Here is a 19,871-nt window from a genome sequence, read left to right on the forward strand (position 1 = left end):
CCGAATGCCGAGCTACAGCAAGAGCCTATCGAAAGAAGTCACTCCGAAGGGTATTTGCGTGGTGCGGGTCTCGCCGGGCCGGGTGGAGACCGACGCTTCAGCCGCCTTGGCGGAACGCCTATCCCAAAGGACTCTGAATTATTGCGTTCGGCGATTTGGTGCTCAATAGCGCATTATTCCTTTGTTGCAAAGCATCCAAAGCTCACAGATGCGACCGTCTTTCGGGGCGTTATAATTTTCTGGATTAAATTGCAATATTACTTTCTTGACAAAAGACCGAACATTGACTTCGAGGTTCTCACGCGGAGTGTCTTCTCTGTAATCTTCACTGACGGAGAGGCAAAGGTAATATCTGGAATCGTTAGCGGTAATGCGGACAACCACGGAAATCGCTTCTTCCTCAAAGTTTCTGCGTTCATGCGCGTCATGATAAATGGCCCAATCAAGCGATCTAAAATCGCTTTTAAGAATGTCTGTAACGATAGACTCAAATTTTTTGTCGTTCAAAAAATGTCTCCTAGGACCGTAGGTTGGGATGAGCAAGAGCGAATCCCAACATCATGCCTGAGAATTGTTGGGGTTCGTAAACTCACCCCAACCTACACGGGCTATTGTTGGGCGAGGCCTTTTTCATATAATTTCTTCCAGTCAATATAAGGCGCTGCCGCCTCAAATATTTCTGTATCGATGTATCTTCTCGGCAATTCTTTCTTGCAGTTTTCTAGGTAATTGCGCACCACGCCAAGTATTTCACTTTTATTCGGTGGATAAGGAACATCCATTTCTGCCGCCAATTTCCATGTTTGAAATTCCAGCGTCTTTTTCCTTGTTTTAACAATTCTGTTTTGCCTCACTCCATAATATTCCCCCCGAACCTGGGAGCCTAGAAAATAGAGCCTTATGTATCCAATAATTTCATTAAAACGCCAACACCCACCATAAGATTTTTGTAGATGGTCCCTGAACATCGTGTTTTGACTCGGGTCTTCCTCATCTAATTTTTTCAGCGCTTCAGAATCTTGCGAATCCTTCGGAAACATCACATCTTCGATATATTTCTGACGCTGTTGATAATATTTTTCCCTTGGCAGCCTGTAGACAGGAACATCGAAAAAATAGCGATTACTCATTTCCTATTGCGCCCAACAGTTTATTTAGACTGCATTAGAGTTCTCGGGAGCTAGACGGCGATCCGTTTAAACACCTAATCTCCTATCAAGCCGACCTGTTGAAGATCCCGGGAACCAACCGGCTGTCCATCCCGCCGCTCTCGGCAACACGTTCTGCACCATAAGGCATGTCTTGCCGAGTGGAATATACTCCCTGCTTCCGCCAAAAATCCAGCCTAAACATGGACGTTTTCCAGGTCGGATCCCGCCGTCTATCCACCAGATGAGTGCGTTGGTATCGAGCAGGAGCCGTATCAGATGTCTTCCTCGAACCCTTCCGGAATGTCATCGAAATCCGGGGCCATCCAGAGCAACCGTCCCCTGCCGGAGCCGGGCTGGCGTGTCCGCTTGGATAACCCACCGGGACGAGCCTGACCAGCGGGCGGTTGCCCCTGGCAATGATGATCTCCTTGCCGGCCATGGCATGCCGGGCGAGTTCGGAGAGCAGCGGCGATGTTGTATTGGCTTATGCGGTGATCCTGGTCGGTCATTTTGGCGGCTAACGAGCTTTGAGGAAGCGACCCTGTGCGGCTTCAAGCCGACTTCTCGAACCATCCCTCTACCTTTTTGCGATCCGGCACCCCACCCGAGTGCACGACCTCGCCGTCAATCACCACCCCCGGCGTCGCCATGATGCGGTAGCGCATGATGTCCTGGATCTGATCGACCTTTTCCAGTTCGATCTCGACGCCCTGGGCGCGGGCGACCTCCTCGACCAGATTCAGCGTGGTCTGGCAGTTGCGGCAGCCGGTGCCGAGGATCTTGATGTTTTTCATGCGATGGACTCCGTTAAACCGCGCCCGGCGCGGTATGCGATGTGGTGGATCGGGTCAGCCTTGTCAGAATCGACGATGATTCCGAGCTGGCGCGGTTTAAAACATTGAACAATCAAACTTTAAACCGCGTCTCCACTGAGGTTGGTGAAACCCCCAAAGCTAAACACAAACTGAAATAATGCATGTCGCGCTGGACGCGGTTTAAAGGACGAGATTGAAGACATAGCCGACCAGCAGGATGCCGGTCGCCACCACGCCGATGAAGGTCGCGATCAGCGGCCATTTGAGCACCTTGCGCAGGATCAGCATCTCCGGGGCGGAGAGCGCGATGACGCTCATCATGAAGGCGAGCGTGGTGCCGAGTGCCGCGCCCTTGCCGATCAGCGCCTCGACGATGGGGATGATGCCGGCGGCATTGGTGTACATGGGCACCCCGAGCACCACCGCCGCCGGGACCGCCCACCAGACATCTCGGCCCATGAAGGCAGCCATGAAGTCCTCCGGCACATAGCCGTGGATCAGCGCCCCGAGTCCGATGCCGATCAGCACATAGGGCCAGACCCGACCGACGATCTCGCGGACATGTCTGAGGCCGGCGTGCAGACGTTCCGGCCAGGTGAGGTCATCGCCAGACGCCGCCGCCGTCTCGCCCGCATGAATGGCGCGCACCCAGTCCTCCAGATGGCGCTCCATCCTGAGCTGACCGATGATCAGTCCGGCGACGATGGCGACCGCGAGTCCCAGTCCCAGATAGAGCAGCGCGACCTTCCAGCCGAACAGCCCCAGCAGCAGCGCCAGCGCCACCTCGTTGATCATGGGCGCGGCGATCAGGAAGGAGAAGGTGATGCCGAGCGGCACGCCGGCGGAGACAAAGCCGATGAAGAGCGGCACCGCCGAGCAGGAGCAGAAGGGTGTGACGATGCCGAGGCTTGCGGCCATGGCATTGCCGACCCCGAGCCGCCGTCCGGCGAGCAGGGCGCGGGTGCGCTCCGGGGCGAAGAAGGTCTGGATGACGCCCATGAGAAAGACGATGCCGGTCAGCAGGAGCAGCACCTTGGGCGTGTCGTAGAGGAAGAAATGCAGCGCCCCGCCGAGATGGGTCGTCCGGCTCAGACCGAACAGGCCGATCATCAGATCCGCGACTTCGATGAGATGGGCGTAGGCCAGCACCCAGAGCGCGGCGGCGACGGGCAGGCCGACGAGCCAGGGGGCGAGGCGGTGGGGCAGGGCGGCGGGACGGTGGTTCATAGACAATGATAAAAAAGATGATCGTCTCGGGAGTGAGCGACTTCGGGAGCGTATCAGTGGACGCAGATCAGCGCAGCAGTCTGCGCCGCTGGATGTACAGATGAACGCTGACGAAAACCAGCGCCAGGATGCCGGCCCTGGCGTGCACGCGCTTGTAACGCGCCAGCAGCGCCAGCAGCGAAACCGCCATTGCCGTCATCGTCCCGAGTTTGGCGCCGCGATTGATGTGGGAGCGCCATTTCGTTTGTGGTGAGCGCATCTTGGTCGCTTCGACTCTGGCCTCGTCGGTGGCGGCGGATGCGGCAGGCGCGATCTCATCGTCCGCTCCCAGCAGGGTCAGCACAGCGGTTTCCATTGATGTTTGCGACAGAATCCGGGGATCGTAATGGATCAGCACCGATGTCGTGCGCGGGTTGTCAGTCACCTCCCGCACGCCGGGCAGGGCGGCAATGGCCTCAATGGCGACCGGCAGCGCCGCCGCCTGTTCAGGGTCCAGATCGCGCGCGCGCAGGCGCAGGCGTCCAGGGATGGAGGAGACGATGAGGCTCATGACCGGAACTCGGGGCGGTGGAAAAACAGAGCCCGGCCATCGGCCAGGATGACGAATGATACTTTAGCGGAATGGTGGCATAAATTCAGTTCATCAGCCGGATTCACTGTATCGATGAAGGCGGGAGACGTTGAGGTTCTGATCATTCATAGCGGTTCAGTTGGGGCGGCGAGGGAGTCTATACTTGCGGACGCGCTGTTCAGGATCCCTATCCGCCGACGCGAAACGCTTTCCCCGTACTCGCGGGGATTCAGGCTCTTGAGGAACGTCACGCATGGGCAAAGAGCAGGCCACCCCGATGGTGCTGGAAGATATCGCACGACCCGGATGGTTCAGTCCGTTGAAAACAGGGTGCGTCCTGATCGGGATTGTGAGTGCCGCCGGAGCCTTTGCGCAATCGCCGGATGTGGACAGACACGGCGATCTCTGGTCGCGGGGAGCGCCGGATGTCTGGCAGATCCAGACGCCGCCTGACCGTCTTCCATCCGCACCTGCGCCCGCCCCTGAAGATATTCGCGGTTATCGCTTCCGGGGCGACCCCGTGTTGCCTGGAGAAGCCTGGCGGGCGCCGGATGATCAGGAGGTCTATCGTTTCAGACCGCTTTCGGAGCAGGAAAAGGCGCGTATGGGGCAGACGCCGGACTCGGACTGGCGGTATCGACAGGATTAAATCGCGCCCGGTGCGGTATGTGATGTTTTGCGTTTGGATCGACCTTGGAAACGTCGCGTCTGTTCAGGCCGCGATCACCCATCATCAGACAGCGGAGACAACAGGATGAGCATCCAGAGACAGTTACAGATCGTGGCCGTGCTTGGCGCGACGCTCACGGTCGCGGCGCAGGCGCAGACCGGGGGCATGCAGTTCTCGGCGGAGATGGTCACGCGCGGGCCGGATGCGCCGCCGACCGCTGGCAGGATGTCGGTCGGTGACGGGCGGGTGCGGATCGAGATGTCGCAGGAAGGGCGCCAGATCGTGCGGATCAGCGACCACCAGCGCCGCATGGAATGGATCCTCTTCCCCGAACAGAAAAGCTATGTGGAACATGCGGCGCCTCCGGGCGTCGATACTGCCGCGTCCCCGACGCCGCCCTCAGCCGAAACCAATCCCTGCACCGGTTTGCAGGAGGTGATCTGTCAGCGGATCGGCGAGGAGTCGGTGGCCGGTCGTCCCGCGATCAAATGGGAAATGTCGGTGACGCGCGAGGGTCGAACCCTGACCGGCACCCAGTGGCTCGACGTGGAACGGGGGCTGCCGCTCAAATATCAGATGCCGAACGGTCAGGCCATGGAACTGAAACTGCTTGGTCAGGAGACCTACAGCGGGCGGGCGGTCGAGAAATGGGAGATGACGACCACGCTTCCTAACCAGCCGCCGATGCAGAGCTTTCAATGGTACGATCCCGAACTCAAGCTGGCGGTGCGCGAGGAGCTTCCCGGCGGCAATGTGCGCGAGCTGGTCAACATCCAACCCGGCCCGCAGCCCGACGAACTCTTTCAGGTTCCGTCGGATTATTCGCGGATGACGCTGCCGCCGGCTTCGCAGTAGGGGCGATTTAAATCGCCCCTACAGGGATACGTCCTTTTCCGGAAATCACCTTCGCTTGGCATCATGATCACCATCATCGGCAGTCTCAAAGGCGGCTCCGGCAAGAGCACCCTGACCTTCAATCTGGCCGTCTGGCTCGCCCAAGCGCAGGCCAGGGTGCATCTGGTGGACGCCGATCCGCAGGCGACCCTGTCCGATGTCATGGCGGTGCGCCGGGAAGAGGGTTTCAAGCCGCTGCTGACGGTCGCCGATCAGAGCGGTCTGAACGAAGAGTCGTTACGTGACGCCGATGAGACCCTGATCGATGTCGGCGCGGCGGACATGGACAGCATGCGCCGGGCACTGGCGCTCTGTGATCGGGTAGTGGTGCCGGTGCCACCCTCGCAGGCCGACATCTGGTCGACGCAGCGTTATCTCCAGCTCATCGCCTCGGTCGAACGCGCAACGCCTCCTGACCTCATCGGCTTCATCAACCGTGGCGATACCCATCATGCGGTGCAGGAGACCAACGAGACCGCCGCCGCGCTCATTGCCTTGCCGGGGATTCGCTTCATCAAGCCGCGCCTGTCCCAGCGCACCGTCTTTCGCCGCTCATTCAGTGAAGGTCTGGCGGTCTTTGAGCTGGAACCGCGCGGCAAGGCGGCGCGCGAATTTCTGGGGCTGGCAGCCGTTCTTTATCCGCAACTCATTCGCTAGGACAACACGCCCATCATGCCGAATCAAGAGCTTCCAACCAACGGGCAGGGGTCAGCGGAGCCCGGTGCTGCGGACGCCCTCATGCACAGGGCGACAGATCCCCAGCTCAATGCGCTTGCCATTGAGCGACTCTCTCAAGCCTTCGAGACCAGCGCCAAACGCTGGGAACTCATCGTTTATCCCTCACTCTTTGCCTTCATCATCCTGGCCGCTTACGGTTTTTATCTCATCTTCAGTCTCGCCAGGGACGTGCATTCGCTGTCGCTCGTCGTTGAACGCAACATGATGGCGATGTCCGGCAACATGCAGTCGATCGCGGACAACATCTCGCACATGAACGTCAATATCCAGACCATGGCGATGAGTGTGGACAGCATGGCGACCGACGTGAATACCCTGACGCCGATGCTGGTCAGCATGCAGAACATGGATCGTTCCATGCAGAACATGACCCTTTCGACCGCTTCCATGCGTCACGACATGGCGGGCATGAATCAGAGCGTCGGACGCCCCATGCACTTCATGAACCAGTTCATGCCCTGGTAGACCGTCCATCCCATGCCACATGACGCAGCGCAGTCCGTCCCGACCGTGCGACTCATCGTCGCCATCTCCTCGCGCGCGCTCTTTGATCTGAGCGAATCCCATCGTCTCTTCGAGACCCAGGGGGTCGATGCCTATCGCGAGTATCAGGTCGCCCATGAGGGCGATATGCTGCAACCGGGCGTGGCCTTTCCGCTGGTCAAGAAGCTGATGAACCTCAACGCCCTGCTGGGCGAGCGCGGACGGGTGGAGGTCATCCTGCTCTCACGCAACAGCTCGGATACCGGATTGCGGGTGCTGACCTCCGCGCATCACCACGGACTGGATATCGCCCGCGCCGCCTTTACCGGCGGCGCCAGTCCCTATCGTTATGTCTCGGCCTTCGGCGCGCATCTTTTTCTGTCCGCCGACCCCGTGGATGTGCGTCTGGCGCTCGACGCCGGTTGCGCGGCGGCCACGCTGCTGCCTGCCTCCCCGCCGACCGCCGAACATGGCGACGCACAGGTGCGCATCGCCTTCGACGGCGATGCGGTGATCTTTTCGGATGAAGCCGAGCGACTCTACCGTCAGGAAGGGCTTGAGGTCTTCAACGCCAGCGAATTCGCCGCCGCCCACGAGCCTCTGCCCGGTGGGCCGTTCAAAGGTCTGCTGGTCGCGATCCATCGGCTCCAGGCGCTCTTCCCGCCGGATGCCTCGCCATTGCGGACCGCACTCGTCACCTCGCGCGGTGCACCTTCGCATGAGCGGGTCATCCGCACCCTGCGCGCCTGGGGCATCCGCATCGACGAAGCCCTGTTTCTGGGCGGACTCAGCAAAGCGAACTTCCTGGCTGCCTTCGACGCCGACATCTTCTTCGACGATCAGACCAGCCATTGCGAGGCGGCCCGTCTGCATGTCGCGACCGGGCATGTTCCGCACGGCGTCGCCAATCTCGTCGCCAGTGAGGAGTAGCATGAAATTCAGCGAAGCAGACGACCGCAGCGGCTATCTGATCCAGGCCTATGGAGCGGATGGCATCCTGATTGGCGGGCGGCTGTATCGAGAGGGGTTGATTGTCACCCCCGAGCGGATCATCGCGCCCTGGGGGCCGCGCGATGTCGCCGGCCTGACCGTCGCGCATCTGGATGAGCTGCTGGCGCTGGCGCCTCAGGTGATGGTGCTGGGGACAGGTGGCGCACAGGTCTTCCCGGATCCGGCCATCGCTGTCCGGGCGATGCGGCAAGGCGTCGGCATCGAGATCATGGACACCGGCGCCGCCTGCCGCACCTGCAACATCCTCATGAGCGAAGGCCGTCGCGTCGTCGCCGGGCTGCTGCCTCAAATATCGCCCATTTAGACAGGATTAAACCGCGCCCAGCGCAAAACAAGGATTTAAAAAGTCCTGTCCATCCTGAAAAATCCTGTTAATCCTGTCCATTCCCCTCTTGGAGTGCTCGCTTGCCATGGACCGCAAGATTTTCCTATCCGTGCTGGGTGCGGCGATTCTGGGCTTCTTCGCCGTGCTGCTGCTGATGCCGCCGACGGTGGATGACGGCATCGACCGGCTGCCCTGGCGCATCGCTCAGGACGCATCGGGCCGCACGCAGGTCTTCGGCTTCACGCTGGGTCAGACGACGCTCGCCGAGGTGCGCGAGGTCTTCGGCGAAACCGGCGAGATCAATCTCTTCCAGACCCCGGACGCCGCTCAAGCCTATAGCGTCGAGGCCTTCTTCGAGCAGATCTATCTCAAGCGACTGCGCGCCGATTTCGTCATCACCCTGGATGTGGATCAGTCAACCCTGAGCGCCATGCATGATCGCGGGTTGCGCATCAGCCAGCTCGCCAGCGGCAGCAAAAAGGTCAAGCTGAACCCGCTGGACGCCGAGACCCTGGCCCGCCGACCCATCCGCAGCATCGGCTATCTGCCCAAGGCGCGTCTGGATCCGGCGCTGATCGAGCAGCGCTTCGGCGTGCCGACCGAGCGTCTGACCGAAACCAAAACCGGTATCGTCCACTGGCTCTATCCCGAACGCGGACTGGACATCGGGCGCGATCCCGCTGGTCATCTCATCATCCAGTACGTCAATCGGGACGATTTCGCCCGGCTCAGGGCGCCGCTTGAATAGTCCAACATCAAAGTGGGAATGATAGTTGATTTACACATACCGACTTGTCTGGCACAGAATAAAATTGCCCGTCGCAACGCTGATGCACCATAATCTCTGCTGGAAAACGATGGAATTTGGCTTTGCCTCTCGCTGGATGATTTGAACTCAACATCAAGGAGCCTAAACACAATGCGAAACTCTCTGTTTATCACGACACTTTCCGTTGCGCTGGCGGTGGCGACCCCGGTTTTTGTTCAGGCGCAGGGTGCAAACACGCCTGATGCATCGTCCGCCACTCTCAATTCGCCGCTCACTGCGACCCAGATTGAGCAGGCCGTCAAAGACGGAAACCTGGAGGCGCTGCTTTCCAGTTGGCTTGGCGCCAACCCGACGGCGGAGCAGTTGGCAGCGCTCAACACATTATTAACTGAGCTTGCGGCATCGAAACCCGCACTGGCGGCGCAGGTCGCTGTTGCAGCCGGATCCATCGCATCGACGCTGGCGGCTGACAATCCACAGGCGGCGATGTCAATCGCTGAGATGGCGATCGGCGTCATCAGTAACCCCGCTGTGATCGCCGCTGCTCCGAGCGTGGTCGGCGCAGCCACCGTCGCCCTGTCCGAGGCGAGCACGCTGGCGCAGCGTTCCGCCGAGGCCAAAGGGATCACGCTGGCTAACAGCGCTGCCGTTTCCAGTGCGCTGGCCGCGCTGGCGGCCAATCCAGCCGTGCTCAGCGCCACGCCGGATGTGGCTTCACAGATCCAGGGCGCGGTCGAACTGGCAAACGCTCAGGCTGATCTTGCTGGCTTTGCCCCCGCAGCCGGTCCTGGAGCCGAGACTGGCGCAGCTGGTCCGACGAGCGGCGCAGGAACCTTGGGTTCCTCCAGCTTTGCATCATTCGGCAACATCAGTGGCGGCACTGGTAGCGGCGGTACCCAGACCCCGGCCAGTCCAGCCATCTAGCCGCCAGTCGCCTCGGCGACCCGTTCAAAATAGTCCCATGCGACCGGCGCGGCTTTCCCGCGCGCCGGCCGCCTTGGATCAAGGAGTCTTGAACAATGAAGCAATGGATCCGTTCGTCTGTAACCCTTGGCCTGTCTCTGCTGAGTTATTCGGTCGTTGCCCAGGAATTACCTCCCGATCAGGGCGTGCGGGAAAACATCGATTATTCCAAAAGCGTTGCCAAGCGTCCGGTCGAGGCCTATGGCGCGACCTCGATCCGGCTCGGCGCCTGGCAGCTTTTTCCGGGCATCGAACTCGCCGAGACCTACGACAGCAATATCTACGCCACCGAAGACGCTGAAGAGAGCGACTTCATCACCATCCTCAAGCCGCGCGCCAAACTCCAGTCCGATTGGTCGGTGCATCAGATCAACCTGGAGGTCGGCGGTGACTTCGGTTTCTACAAGCAATTCACGGATGAGAACTATCAGGACTATTACGCCAGCAACACCAACAAATTTGAGGTCCGTCGTGGCACCAATCTGCTCACGGAACTCCTCTACCGGCACGCCCATGAGCCGCGCGATTCGGCTGATAACATCGGCGCCGCCGCTGAGCCGGTCGTTTACGATCTGTTGCGAGGCGGGCTTGGTGTTGAGCATCGGGTAGGTGTGCTCGGGCTGCGTGTCGATGGCCTGGTCGATGACATCAAATACGAAAACAGCCCGCGCTTTGGCGGTGGAACCATTGACAACTCAACGCGCGACCGTGTTGTTCTCGATGGCGGTCTGCGACTCAGCTATCAGCGTGTCCCCGGCAATGAAGCCTATTTCAGCGCCCGCCTCAAAGATGTCAACTATGACGATCCGACCAAATACGGTGGACCGGATCGCGATAACTGGGGCTACAATCTCACGCTTGGCGTGAAAAAGAATGTCAGCGATCTCTGGGTGGTCGGCGGCTATCTGGGCTATGCGCCGAGCTTTTATGCCGATGACTCATTAACGGATGTGACTGGCGGCAAAGCGTTCGTGATCGGCGGTGATCTGCTCTGGAATCCCACCTCACTCACCTCGGTGATCGGCAACCTGGATCGTCGCAGCGAGGAAACCACCGAATCCGGCGCATCCGCGCTGATCAACACCTCGGTGTCACTGAGGGTCGAGCATAAACTGATGCGGACGCTCCTGCTCGACACCCGCCTCGGCTTCATTGATGGCGAGTACGATGGTTCATCCAGAAAGGACAAGACCTATGCTGCCGGACTGGGTCTGTCGTATTTCTTTACCCGGCTGGTCAGCCTGCGCGCTGCCTATGATTTCAGTGAACGCGACAGCTCAGAAGCCGGCAGCAGCTATGTTAAACACCTGGCTTCGCTTCAGCTTCGTCTGAACTATTGATGACTGCCAACTCATGGAAAAACCGATGCGGACGATTCTTTATTTTCTGACAGCCGTCCTGATTGCCGGCGCGACCTGGTCATCTCAGACGCTCGCCCAGACACAGGACTACAAGCTTGGCCCCGGCGACAAGATCCGCATCACCGTCTTTGGCGAACCCTATCTGTCCGGCGAGTTCAACATCAACGCAAACGGTACGGTTTCGCTCCCACTCATTGAGCCGGTGGCGGTACAGGGGCTGTCGCTCGTCGAAACCGAGGCGCTGATCAAGCAAAAACTCTCCGCCGGATTCATGGAAGATCCCAAGGTCAGCGTCGATATTCTCGACTATCGCCCATTCTTCATCATTGGAGAGGTCATCAAGCCGGGCAGTTACCCCTATGTCGCGGACATGACCGTTCTGCACGCCGTCGCCATTGCCGGTGGTTTCACGCCGCGTGCAGCCAAGAAAAAAATCTTCATCCAGCGCGGCGCGCAGGAGGGGATTCCGGTACAGAACAGTACGATTGTGCAGCCGGGCGACATCATCACCGTGGAAGAACGCTTCTTCTAAACCGCCTGACGGATTTTTCCTGACCCAATGCAATGGAGTGATGACAAGGTGACGCCCGGTGTGCCGATTCAGTACGAGGTTGTCGAGACAGACGCCGATCTCATCGATATCAAAGAACTTCTTCGCACCATCTGGCGTCGCCGGGGTGTCATCATTGGCTCGGTGCTGTTCATTTCCAGCATCGCCCTGCTGTTCACCCTGCAACTGACGCCGCGTTACACCGCCTCGGCACTGCTGACGCTGCAAACGCGCAATGAATCGGTCGTCGATATTCAGGCCGTCATGTCGGGACTGTCCGCCGACGCCAGCGTCATCCGCACCGAACTCGATGTCATCTCTTCGCGCCGGTTGATCGGCAAGCTGGTCGATAAACTGCAATTGACGAAAGACCCCGAGTTCAACGCCGCACTGCGCGAAAAAAATCCCCTGGCGCTGGCGCTCAATCCCAAAACCTATCTCTCGCATGACTGGCTGCTGGCGCTCGGTATCGTCACCGAGGATGAAGCACTCCTGACCGAAGCGGAGCGGGCCGCCCTGGAACAGGCGGCGGTTGTGGATCAGGTGACGGAAGCACTCTCGACCTCGAATCCAAAACTCTCCTATACGATCAGGATTGGATTCGAATCCGAAAGCGCCGCCAAGGCCGCGCTTCTGACCAACACCCTGGCCGAGCTTTATCTCACCGACCAGCTCGAAGCCAAATTCGAGGCCACGCAGCGCGCCACCGACTGGCTCAGCGAGCGGATCGGCGACCTGAAAGAGCGCGTGCTGACCGCCGAGAACGCCGTTCAAGCCTTCCGTGAGCAGAACGAAATCATCCAATCGGGCAATCAGGGCACCGTTGGCGAGCAGCAGCTTGCCGAGCTCAATGTCCAGCTCATTACCGCGCAAACCAATCTGGCCGAGGCCGAGGCGCGCTACAGCCAGGTCCAGGCGCAGGTTGGCAGGCGCAACAGCGCCGCCTCCCTGGGTGAGGTGCTGAAATCACCGCTCATCCAGCGTTTGGGCGAACAGGAGGCCGAAGTCCGTCGCAAACAGGCCGAAATCTCCAAACGCTATGGCCCGCGCCATCCGGATACCGTCAATATCAATGCGGAACTCAGCGATATCCGCGCCAAAATCGCGGAAGAGGTCAGCAAGGTCACCAACAGCGTCGAAAACGAGGTCCGCGTGTCGCGGGCGCGGGTCACGACCCTGTCGCAAAAACTTGAAGAGCTGAAGCGGGAGAGCACCGGGGTCGAAAAGGCGCGGGTCCAGCTTCGCGAACTGGAGCGCGAGGCTGAGTCCGGCCGCGTGCTGCTCGAAACCTTCCTCTCCCGTTTCAAGGAGACCTCGAACCAGAATGACCTTCAGCAGGCGGATGCCCGCATCATCTCCAAGGCGGAAACGCCGGTCGAGTCATCCTTTCCCAAGACCAGGCTGATCCTCGCCGTCGCCCTGGTTCTGTCGCTGATGGTCGGGCTCGGGCTCGCGTTTCTGCTGGAGGCGCTGGATAACGGCTACCGCGCCCTGGAACATCTACAGAAGATAAATAAAATCAAAGGTCTCGGAATGATTCCGAGACTGACGAACCTGAAGCTCAAAGGCTCGAAACCATTTCAGTATGCCCTGAACAAGCCCACGTCGGCGTATTCCGAATCGCTGCGATCCGTTTATACCTCGCTCATGTTCGGCCATCCGGGCGACAGCAAGCCCAAAACCATCCTGGTGACGTCCTCGCTGCCTGGTGAAGGCAAGACCACCTTTTGTCTGAGTCTGGCGCTGCTGCTCGCGCGGGCCGGGAATCTCAGGGTGCTCTATATCGAAGCTGACCTGAGACGTGCAAATGTGGGCAAGGCCATGGCCGAGCTTGACGCAACCAAACCTTCGCTGTCGCAGTATCTGGTCGAAACCGGGCACAGGTGGCAGGACTGTCTCGTCACGGACAAGACCTCTGCGCTCGACATCATCTTGGCCCGTGGCAAAATCGATAATCCGCAGGCGCTCCTGCAATCGGACAAAATGCGCAGTCTGCTGCGCGAGGCGTCCGAGCAGTACGATCTCATCATCATCGACACCCCGCCGTTGCTGGCGGTGTCGGATGCCGTGGTGCTGAGCCATGTGGTCGATGCCGTCGTCTTCGTCGTCAAATGGGAATCGACGGCGCGGGATGCGGTCAGGAATGCGCTCGATCTCCTGCGCAAGGCCGGTGCGCCACTGGGTGGCGCGGTGCTGACCCAGGTGGACATCAAAAAACACGCCTATTACGGATATGGCGATTACGCCTCCTATTACGGGCGTTACGGCGACTATTACGCCAACTGATGCGCCATGCGAAACGCGCATCCCTCATCGGTCTGGACCCTCCGGGACACGCTTCAGGGCTCGCTGCTGAGTCTCGTCGCTGTGGCTCTGCTGGCCAGCGCCGGTTTCGGTCTGACCAGGGAACTGACCCGGATCCCCGCCAATCGCTATTTCGCACTGCATGACACCCAGTTGGAGGCCGGCGAAGAACGCCACCTGCACAAGGCCGCTGAACTCTATGCCCGGATGCCGGCCTGGACACAGGGAGCGGTCGAGCAGCGCCGGCTTGGTTTTCTGCGGTTGATGGAGCACAAAAATCAGGCATCCGCGCCGACAGCCCAAACGGATGCTCAGGCAGAGATCGTGCAGATTCTCACCGCCAGTCTGCGGCAGGAACCCGTTCATCCACTGACCTGGGCCTATCTGGCGGAAGCCGACATCATGCGCCGTGGCGATCTGTCGCAAGCCCTGCGCTATCTCAAGCAATCCTATCGAGTGGCGCTGATCGAGCCGGACTTTTTCTTTTACCGTCTGGATCTGGCCCTGCAATGCCGGGCCGTCTGGGATGCCGCCTTTCTGGATGTGATCAGGACCGAAATCAAATCGCTGTTTCCAGAGTCTGGAACCAACCCGAATACCCAGCCATTCATTCGCGCGATCAAGTCCGATCCTCGGTTGATGGCCTTTGTGACGCGAATCCTCAAGCCGGATGAAGGCGTATTCCAACGCTTTGAGGCGAAATTGAGGTGATTTCCGGTATGCCCACTGTAGGGGCGATTTAAATCGCCCCTACAAACTCCCGCCAGGGGAGGGGCGATTCATCTCCCTCCCCTGGCGGGGGAGGGCCGGGGAGAGAGGGCCGAGCCCATACGCCGAGTGATCTTTAATCTGATTGAACAGGGACTGCTGAATGAATACAGGAATCATCGAAGCGAGACATGAAAAACGGCAATCCGCCCATCGCGGCAACGCCATCCATCTTTATTTCCATTTGTATCTGTATTTTCTGGACATGGCCGCGCTGATCGTCAGCTCGCTCGTCGTCTATGTTTTATTGGACATCTCAAGCTCACCGGAAACCTGGCTGCGCTATGGTCTCGCCGTCACGCTGACAATGTTGGCCTACAGCGTGTTCGGTTTTGCCAACGGTCTCTACGACTGGCACCGTTTCCACCAGCAGATCAAACAGCCCTACGTTGCCTTTGGCGGCATCATCTTCGGCTTTGGCGCACTGATCCTCGTCATCTTCGCCTTCAAGATCACGGCGGATTATTCACGGCTCTGGCTGGGATTCTGGTTGCTCACCTTCGCCGGCTATATCCTGATCAGCCGCGTGGTTCTGGTCTGGCATCTGTCCAGTCCTGCTTCCCGGAACGTGCGACGCCGTCAGGCCATCATTCTGGGGGCCGGTGAGAATGGCCGCGAGGTGCTGGATCACCTGATCCGGTTCGACGATCAGGACATTCGTGTCATCGGTTTTCTGGACGACCGCATGACCCGGCTCTCAGACTCCTATCGCGGCGTTCCCGTGCTGGGGGCGACACCCCTGGCGGAGTCGCTGATCTGCGAGCAGGGCATCGATCTCATCATCATGGCGCTGCCCTGGACCGCGCATGAGCGGATCGACGGTCTGCTGCAGAAACTCTCATCCTGGGCGGTGGACATCTATATGGCCCCGGACAAACTGGGCCTGAGGTACGCCGACCGTCCGGTGCTCCGCGTCGGCGGCATGCATGTCCTGAGTCTCAAAGACCGCCCCATCAGCGACTGGAATGCTGTCGTCAAACGCATTGAGGATCTTTGTCTCGTGATCCCGGCGCTCGTTTTGCTCTCGCCTCTCATGGTCATCGTCGCGCTTGCGATCAGGATTGAATCCAGAGGGCCGGTGCTTTTTGTCCAGGATCGCTACGGTTTCAACAATAATCTGATCAAGGTCTATAAGTTTCGCTCAATGTATACCGAGATGACCGATCATCATTGTGAGCGCCAGACCGTCAAAAACGACCCGCGTGTCACCCGAGTTGGGCGTTTCATTCGCTACACCAGCATTGATGAATTGCCGCAGTTATTCAATGTGATTCAGGGCAGTATGTCGGTTGTCGGGCCGCGTCCACATGCCAAGGGTACGAAGTCGGAGGGGCGTCTTTTGGAAGACGTGGTCAGCGAATACGCCAGCCGCCACCGCGTCAAACCCGGCATCACCGGCTGGGCGCAATGCAATGGCTGGCGTGGTGAGACCGATACGTGCGAAAAGATCGTCAAACGGGTCGAACATGATCTCTTTTATATCGAAAACTGGAGTGTCTTTCTGGACATTCTGATTATCGTCAAGACCCTGCTGCTGTTATTCAAAAAACAGGAAAACGCCTATTAAACCGCTGGCTCCTACGCTCCAGAGATTGGGCAAAAATTCCGCGACATCCCCGCGCTCTGGCTTGGAAACGAAACAAAGCAGGATACAGATGCATACTGAGGAACCGCCCAAGCACATCGTGATCGTGTCGCTGCTCTATTGGCCCGAAAAGACCGGCAGCGCGCCCCCTGTGCAGCAAACAGCCGAAATCCTCGCCCATTCCGGCTATCGGGTGACCGTGCTGACCGCGCGACCTTCTTATCCCGAGTGCGTGGTTTTCCCTGCGTATCGCGATGGATCCAGAGACATCGAGCAGCACCAGGGCGTCTCCATCGTCCGCTTCGCCGTCGCCCCGCAGCATCCCGGCGGCGGGGCGCTGTCACGCCTGAAAACCGAACTGCCCTTTGCACTTCGGGCCTGGTGGTCTCTGCTCCGGCGTCCGTGTCCCGATGCCGTCATCGCCGTCTGTCCCAGTATTCTGGCCGTCGGCGCCATGCTGCTGTCGGTCTCCAGTCGCGTACAACGCCTGGCTGTGATGCACGATCTGCAATCCGGGCTCGCCCGTTCTCTGGGCATCGTCCGTCAGGGGCTGACGATCCGACTGCTCGAAGGTCTTGAGCGCCTGATCCTGAATCGGGTGCAGCGCATCGTGACACTCTCGGACGCAATGGCAGACGCTATCCGAGCGATTGGCGTGACCGCTCCCATCGACATCATCCCGCCCACGGTGGATGACGATCTCATCCAGCCGCAGCCGGAAAACCCCGGCCCCATCACACTCCTGTACAGCGGCAACATTGGACGCAAACAGGGGCTGGAACAACTCATCGACCTCGCCGGGCATCTCCAGCAGCGACAGCTTGACGCCATGCTCATCATTCGCGGCGACGGCAACTACCGCGAGGAACTCCAGCGGCTCGCGCAGGAACGCGCGCTCAACAATCTGCGCTTCGAGCCACTGCTCCCAGTCGATCAACTGTCCGCCGGACTGGCCCAGGGACACATTCATCTGGTCCCCCAGAACCCCGCTGGCGCCGCCTTTGCGGTGCCGAGCAAAATCTATTCGATCATGGCGGCGGGGCGGACATTCGTTTGTACGGCTGAGGTGGATTCGCCGCTCGATCGGTTGCGTGTGGAGTCGGACGCCTTCGTCATCTGTCCGCCCAACCGGGCCGAGGCGCTCGCTGAGGTGGTCGAGCGGTTGATGGCGGATCCGGGCGAGCGTGCCCGCCTGGGGCGGAATGGGCGGGCCTATGTCGAGCGGTGCGCTGGACGCAGCGCGGCGGCCCGCGCTTACCGAACCCTGGTCGATGAGGCACTGCCGGCGCACGTCAACGGAACGGAGCCGGAGTCCGCATGACGACGCCCACACCGCACGACGCCTTCTTTCGCGAGAACTTCGCACGTCCCGGCATCGCACGCGATGTCCTGCGCCATGTCCTGCCCCCGGCCTTGCTCGCGGAGCTGGACCTGGAGCGGCTGACGATCTCAACGGATACCTTCGTCACCGAGGCGCTGCGCAAGGTCTACTCGGACCTGATCTACCAGATCCCCTATCGCGACACCCAGCTCTCGGTCTATCTGCTCTTCGAGCACAAGAGCCAGCCCGAGCATTGGGTACTGCTGCAACTGCTGCGCTACATCGTCGCCAGCGGCGAGCTGTACCGCGATCAGAACCCCAAGGCCAAGACCCTGCCGCCCATTTATCCGCTGGTGCTGTATCACGGACAAGGACGCTGGCGCGCTCCCGCACGCTTCCACGACCTGATCGCCCCGCTGCCCGAGGCGCTCAAACCCTATGTGCCTCAGTTCGGCTATGCCCTGCACGACATCTCGGCCAAGGGCAGCACCGAGATCAAGGGCGAGGTCTTGTCCCGACTGGTTCAGCTCGCGCTGCGTCATATCTACAGCGACCAGCCCGCCGAACGCTTCCGCGAACTGCTCGAATTGATGTCCAAGGTTAGCCGCGACCCCACCGCGCTCGACATCCTCGAATCCCTGCTGCGCTACTATGTCCAAGGTACCGGGCGGCTCGATGAGCCGCAGGTGCGTCGCCTCCTCGAACAAACCTTATCCGGAGAGCCTCTGATGGAGACCTTCATCGACAGATACATTGCGCAAGGCAAGCAGCTTGGCGAACAGCGTGGCGAAGCTAAAATTCTTCTGCACCAGATCGAGCGCAAGTTCGGCCCACCCAGCGCAGCGGTGCGCGAGCGTATCGTTCAAGCCGAATCCGACAGGCTCCTGGAATGGTCGGAGCGGATTCTGGAGGCGCGGAGTCTGGACGAGGTCTTGCATTGATGGGGTCGCCGGATCAACCGCCGATGGATCGCGCTTCCGGGCGTCAGATGTCTTTGGTGCGACGGATCTCAGCATACCCGCAGCTCTCAGCCCCTCTCCCCTCGCGGGAGAGGGGTTGGGGAGAGGGGGAGCAGGAACCGCCATGGGTCATGGGCAAGTTGTTTTTGCGCCGTGCGGGCCGCCGACACGATGAGAATAGCTGACTGATCATGCCGATAATCCGATCGGCATCGGGAGAATGAACCTTGAAGCAATTCAGTAAACTGTCCCCGGAACTCCGCCGGAACTCCCCGCCGCGCGCACCGACACGGCCAATTCGCCCCCAACCCCAAATGCCCTCGGCCTGCCCTGAGCGCAGTCGAAGGATGTGCAACGATCAAGTGTTGGTGCGTGGGGTCGGCGGGTTTCGTGACCAATCGGCATCCGTGCCAATGATCGGCGTCAGACCGTGCTCACTCTACCCACCCTGGCTGACCCGTTTCCCCAAGAGAACTTGACCATGCAAGCCATCGAATTCGAAGCGGTCGCGCAACATCACACCCTGCGACTACCGGACCAGGTGCCCGACGGGATCCGGCTGCGCGTCCTGGTGCTCATGGACGAGGACATCGGCGACGCCTCAGCCAAACCCGTTGTCAGACCACGTCGCCAACCCTCACCACGGCTCGCTGGCTCGGTCGTTATGCAGGACGATCTGCTCACGCCCGCCGCGCCCGAAGACGACTGGAACGCGCTGCCGTGATCCTGCTCGATACACACATCTGGGTGCGCTGGGTCGATGCCGAGGCCAATCCCCTGCCATCCGCATTGATCGAGACGATTGAGACGGCGGATCGGCTCGCGGTCAGCGCGATCACCTGCTGGGAGGTCGCCTGGCTCACGCGCCGAGGCCGTCTCGACCTCCGGTTGAGCCTAGCCGACTGGCTTCAGCAGGCGCTTGAGGGGTCCGACGTGATGTGTCTCCCGATCGACCGGCGGATTGCCGCCCGCGCGGCCAATCTTCCGGAGCACCACCGCGATCCCGCCGATCGCCTGATCATCGCAACGGCCATTGAAACACGCGCCCGATTGATGAGCCTGGACGGTGCGTTTCCGGCCTACTTTGAATCGCCTGGCACGTTGATTGGGTCATGAGGATCTGTGCGATGGGAGACCTGACCCCGTGTTCTTGCTTTTTTTTGAGTCCGACGCCTTCGTCACCTGTCCGCCCAACCGGCCGGACCGACTGGCCGATGCGGTCGAGCGTCTGATGGCCGATCCCGCCGAGCGCGCCCGCTTGGGCATGAATGGCCGCGCCTATGTCGAACGACACGCCGGACGAGACGCCGCCGCCCGCGCCTATCGCGCCCTGATCGGCGATCCGCCAGGCCCCATACTGGCCAGCGCGCCTCGCGCTCACCAATGACGGGCATTTCTCACAAGAG

General features: G+C 60.0%; 23 protein-coding genes. 18 read left to right on the forward strand and 5 right to left on the reverse strand.

Going from position 1 to position 19,871, the window contains the following annotated elements; translation table 11 throughout:
* Positions 1-162: 162 nt before the first annotated feature.
* The 5 genes from EDC35_RS17245 to EDC35_RS17270 all read right to left on the reverse strand — a co-directional run bounded on the left by EDC35_RS17245 (position 163) and on the right by EDC35_RS17270 (position 3,743).
* Complete coding sequence (locus EDC35_RS17245; RefSeq protein WP_132978510.1) at positions 163-507, reverse strand: hypothetical protein; 345 nt, start codon at positions 505-507, stop codon at positions 163-165.
* A gap of 101 nt (positions 508-608) precedes the next feature.
* Positions 609-1,130, reverse strand: a complete 522-nt coding sequence (locus EDC35_RS17250; RefSeq protein WP_132978511.1) for a hypothetical protein — start codon at positions 1,128-1,130, stop codon at positions 609-611.
* Between the two features lie 572 nt (positions 1,131-1,702).
* On the reverse strand, positions 1,703-1,945 hold the full coding sequence (locus EDC35_RS17260; protein ID WP_132978512.1) for a thioredoxin family protein: 243 nt from the start codon (positions 1,943-1,945) through the stop codon (positions 1,703-1,705).
* A gap of 201 nt (positions 1,946-2,146) precedes the next feature.
* Complete coding sequence (locus EDC35_RS17265) at positions 2,147-3,193, reverse strand: permease (RefSeq protein ID WP_132978513.1); 1,047 nt, start codon at positions 3,191-3,193, stop codon at positions 2,147-2,149.
* A 67-nt stretch (positions 3,194-3,260) separates the two neighbouring features.
* Positions 3,261-3,743 (reverse strand): HMA2 domain-containing protein, encoded by a 483-nt coding sequence (locus tag EDC35_RS17270; RefSeq protein ID WP_132978514.1) that lies wholly within the window; start codon positions 3,741-3,743, stop codon positions 3,261-3,263.
* 274 nt (positions 3,744-4,017) lie between these two features.
* On the opposite strand from EDC35_RS17270, the gene EDC35_RS17275 reads away from it, so the two are divergent.
* The 18 genes from EDC35_RS17275 (at position 4,018) to EDC35_RS17360 (ending at position 19,852) form a co-directional block, all read left to right on the forward strand.
* The gene (locus EDC35_RS17275; protein WP_132978515.1) at positions 4,018-4,413 is read left to right on the forward strand and encodes a hypothetical protein; all 396 of its coding nucleotides are present in this window, start codon (positions 4,018-4,020) and stop codon (positions 4,411-4,413) included.
* A gap of 105 nt (positions 4,414-4,518) precedes the next feature.
* Positions 4,519-5,289: a hypothetical protein gene (locus tag EDC35_RS17280; protein WP_132978516.1), complete on the forward strand. Its 771-nt coding sequence runs from the start codon at positions 4,519-4,521 to the stop codon at positions 5,287-5,289.
* A gap of 63 nt (positions 5,290-5,352) precedes the next feature.
* Positions 5,353-5,985 carry a ParA family protein gene (locus EDC35_RS17285; protein ID WP_132978517.1) on the forward strand — a complete coding sequence of 211 codons (633 nt, stop codon included), beginning with the start codon at positions 5,353-5,355 and terminating at the stop codon, positions 5,983-5,985.
* An 81-nt stretch (positions 5,986-6,066) separates the two neighbouring features.
* Positions 6,067-6,531 (forward strand): hypothetical protein, encoded by a 465-nt coding sequence (locus EDC35_RS17290; RefSeq protein ID WP_132978518.1) that lies wholly within the window; start codon positions 6,067-6,069, stop codon positions 6,529-6,531.
* A 12-nt stretch (positions 6,532-6,543) separates the two neighbouring features.
* Positions 6,544-7,479 carry a 5'-nucleotidase gene (locus EDC35_RS17295; protein ID WP_132978519.1) on the forward strand — a complete coding sequence of 312 codons (936 nt, stop codon included), beginning with the start codon at positions 6,544-6,546 and terminating at the stop codon, positions 7,477-7,479.
* A 1-nt stretch (position 7,480) separates the two neighbouring features.
* Positions 7,481-7,864 carry an Mth938-like domain-containing protein gene (locus EDC35_RS17300; protein ID WP_132978520.1) on the forward strand — a complete coding sequence of 128 codons (384 nt, stop codon included), beginning with the start codon at positions 7,481-7,483 and terminating at the stop codon, positions 7,862-7,864.
* Between the two features lie 106 nt (positions 7,865-7,970).
* Positions 7,971-8,633, forward strand: coding sequence for a hypothetical protein (locus EDC35_RS17305; protein WP_132978521.1), 663 nt, complete (start codon positions 7,971-7,973; stop codon positions 8,631-8,633).
* 171 nt (positions 8,634-8,804) lie between these two features.
* Positions 8,805-9,578: a hypothetical protein gene (locus EDC35_RS17310; protein ID WP_132978522.1), complete on the forward strand. Its 774-nt coding sequence runs from the start codon at positions 8,805-8,807 to the stop codon at positions 9,576-9,578.
* A gap of 95 nt (positions 9,579-9,673) precedes the next feature.
* The gene (locus tag EDC35_RS17315) at positions 9,674-10,957 is read left to right on the forward strand and encodes an outer membrane beta-barrel protein (protein ID WP_132978523.1); all 1,284 of its coding nucleotides are present in this window, start codon (positions 9,674-9,676) and stop codon (positions 10,955-10,957) included.
* A 25-nt stretch (positions 10,958-10,982) separates the two neighbouring features.
* Positions 10,983-11,510: a polysaccharide biosynthesis/export family protein gene (locus EDC35_RS17320; protein WP_165903468.1), complete on the forward strand. Its 528-nt coding sequence runs from the start codon at positions 10,983-10,985 to the stop codon at positions 11,508-11,510.
* A 27-nt stretch (positions 11,511-11,537) separates the two neighbouring features.
* On the forward strand, positions 11,538-13,814 hold the full coding sequence (locus tag EDC35_RS17325) for a GumC family protein (protein WP_132978525.1): 2,277 nt from the start codon (positions 11,538-11,540) through the stop codon (positions 13,812-13,814).
* Positions 13,815-13,820: 6 nt separating this feature from the next.
* Positions 13,821-14,543 (forward strand): hypothetical protein, encoded by a 723-nt coding sequence (locus EDC35_RS17330; RefSeq protein WP_132978526.1) that lies wholly within the window; start codon positions 13,821-13,823, stop codon positions 14,541-14,543.
* 160 nt (positions 14,544-14,703) lie between these two features.
* Positions 14,704-16,167 carry an undecaprenyl-phosphate glucose phosphotransferase gene (locus EDC35_RS17335; RefSeq protein WP_132978527.1) on the forward strand — a complete coding sequence of 488 codons (1,464 nt, stop codon included), beginning with the start codon at positions 14,704-14,706 and terminating at the stop codon, positions 16,165-16,167.
* Between the two features lie 88 nt (positions 16,168-16,255).
* The gene (locus EDC35_RS17340) at positions 16,256-17,506 is read left to right on the forward strand and encodes a glycosyltransferase family 4 protein (protein ID WP_132978528.1); all 1,251 of its coding nucleotides are present in this window, start codon (positions 16,256-16,258) and stop codon (positions 17,504-17,506) included.
* Positions 17,503-18,447: an Rpn family recombination-promoting nuclease/putative transposase gene (locus tag EDC35_RS17345; protein ID WP_132978529.1), complete on the forward strand. Its 945-nt coding sequence runs from the start codon at positions 17,503-17,505 to the stop codon at positions 18,445-18,447. The genes EDC35_RS17340 and EDC35_RS17345 overlap by 4 nt, the downstream gene beginning before the upstream one ends.
* Positions 18,448-18,946: 499 nt before the next feature.
* Complete coding sequence (locus EDC35_RS17350; RefSeq protein ID WP_132978530.1) at positions 18,947-19,189, forward strand: hypothetical protein; 243 nt, start codon at positions 18,947-18,949, stop codon at positions 19,187-19,189.
* A complete protein-coding gene (locus tag EDC35_RS17355; RefSeq protein ID WP_132978531.1) occupies positions 19,186-19,581 on the forward strand; it encodes a type II toxin-antitoxin system VapC family toxin in 396 nt (131 codons plus the stop codon). The genes EDC35_RS17350 and EDC35_RS17355 overlap by 4 nt, the downstream gene beginning before the upstream one ends.
* Positions 19,582-19,609: 28 nt before the next feature.
* Positions 19,610-19,852 (forward strand): hypothetical protein, encoded by a 243-nt coding sequence (locus EDC35_RS17360; protein WP_132978532.1) that lies wholly within the window; start codon positions 19,610-19,612, stop codon positions 19,850-19,852.
* Positions 19,853-19,871: the final 19 nt, after the last annotated feature.

It is taken from the genome of Thiobaca trueperi, assembly GCF_004342175.1.
GTDB lineage: Bacteria > Pseudomonadota > Gammaproteobacteria > Chromatiales > Chromatiaceae > Thiobaca > Thiobaca trueperi.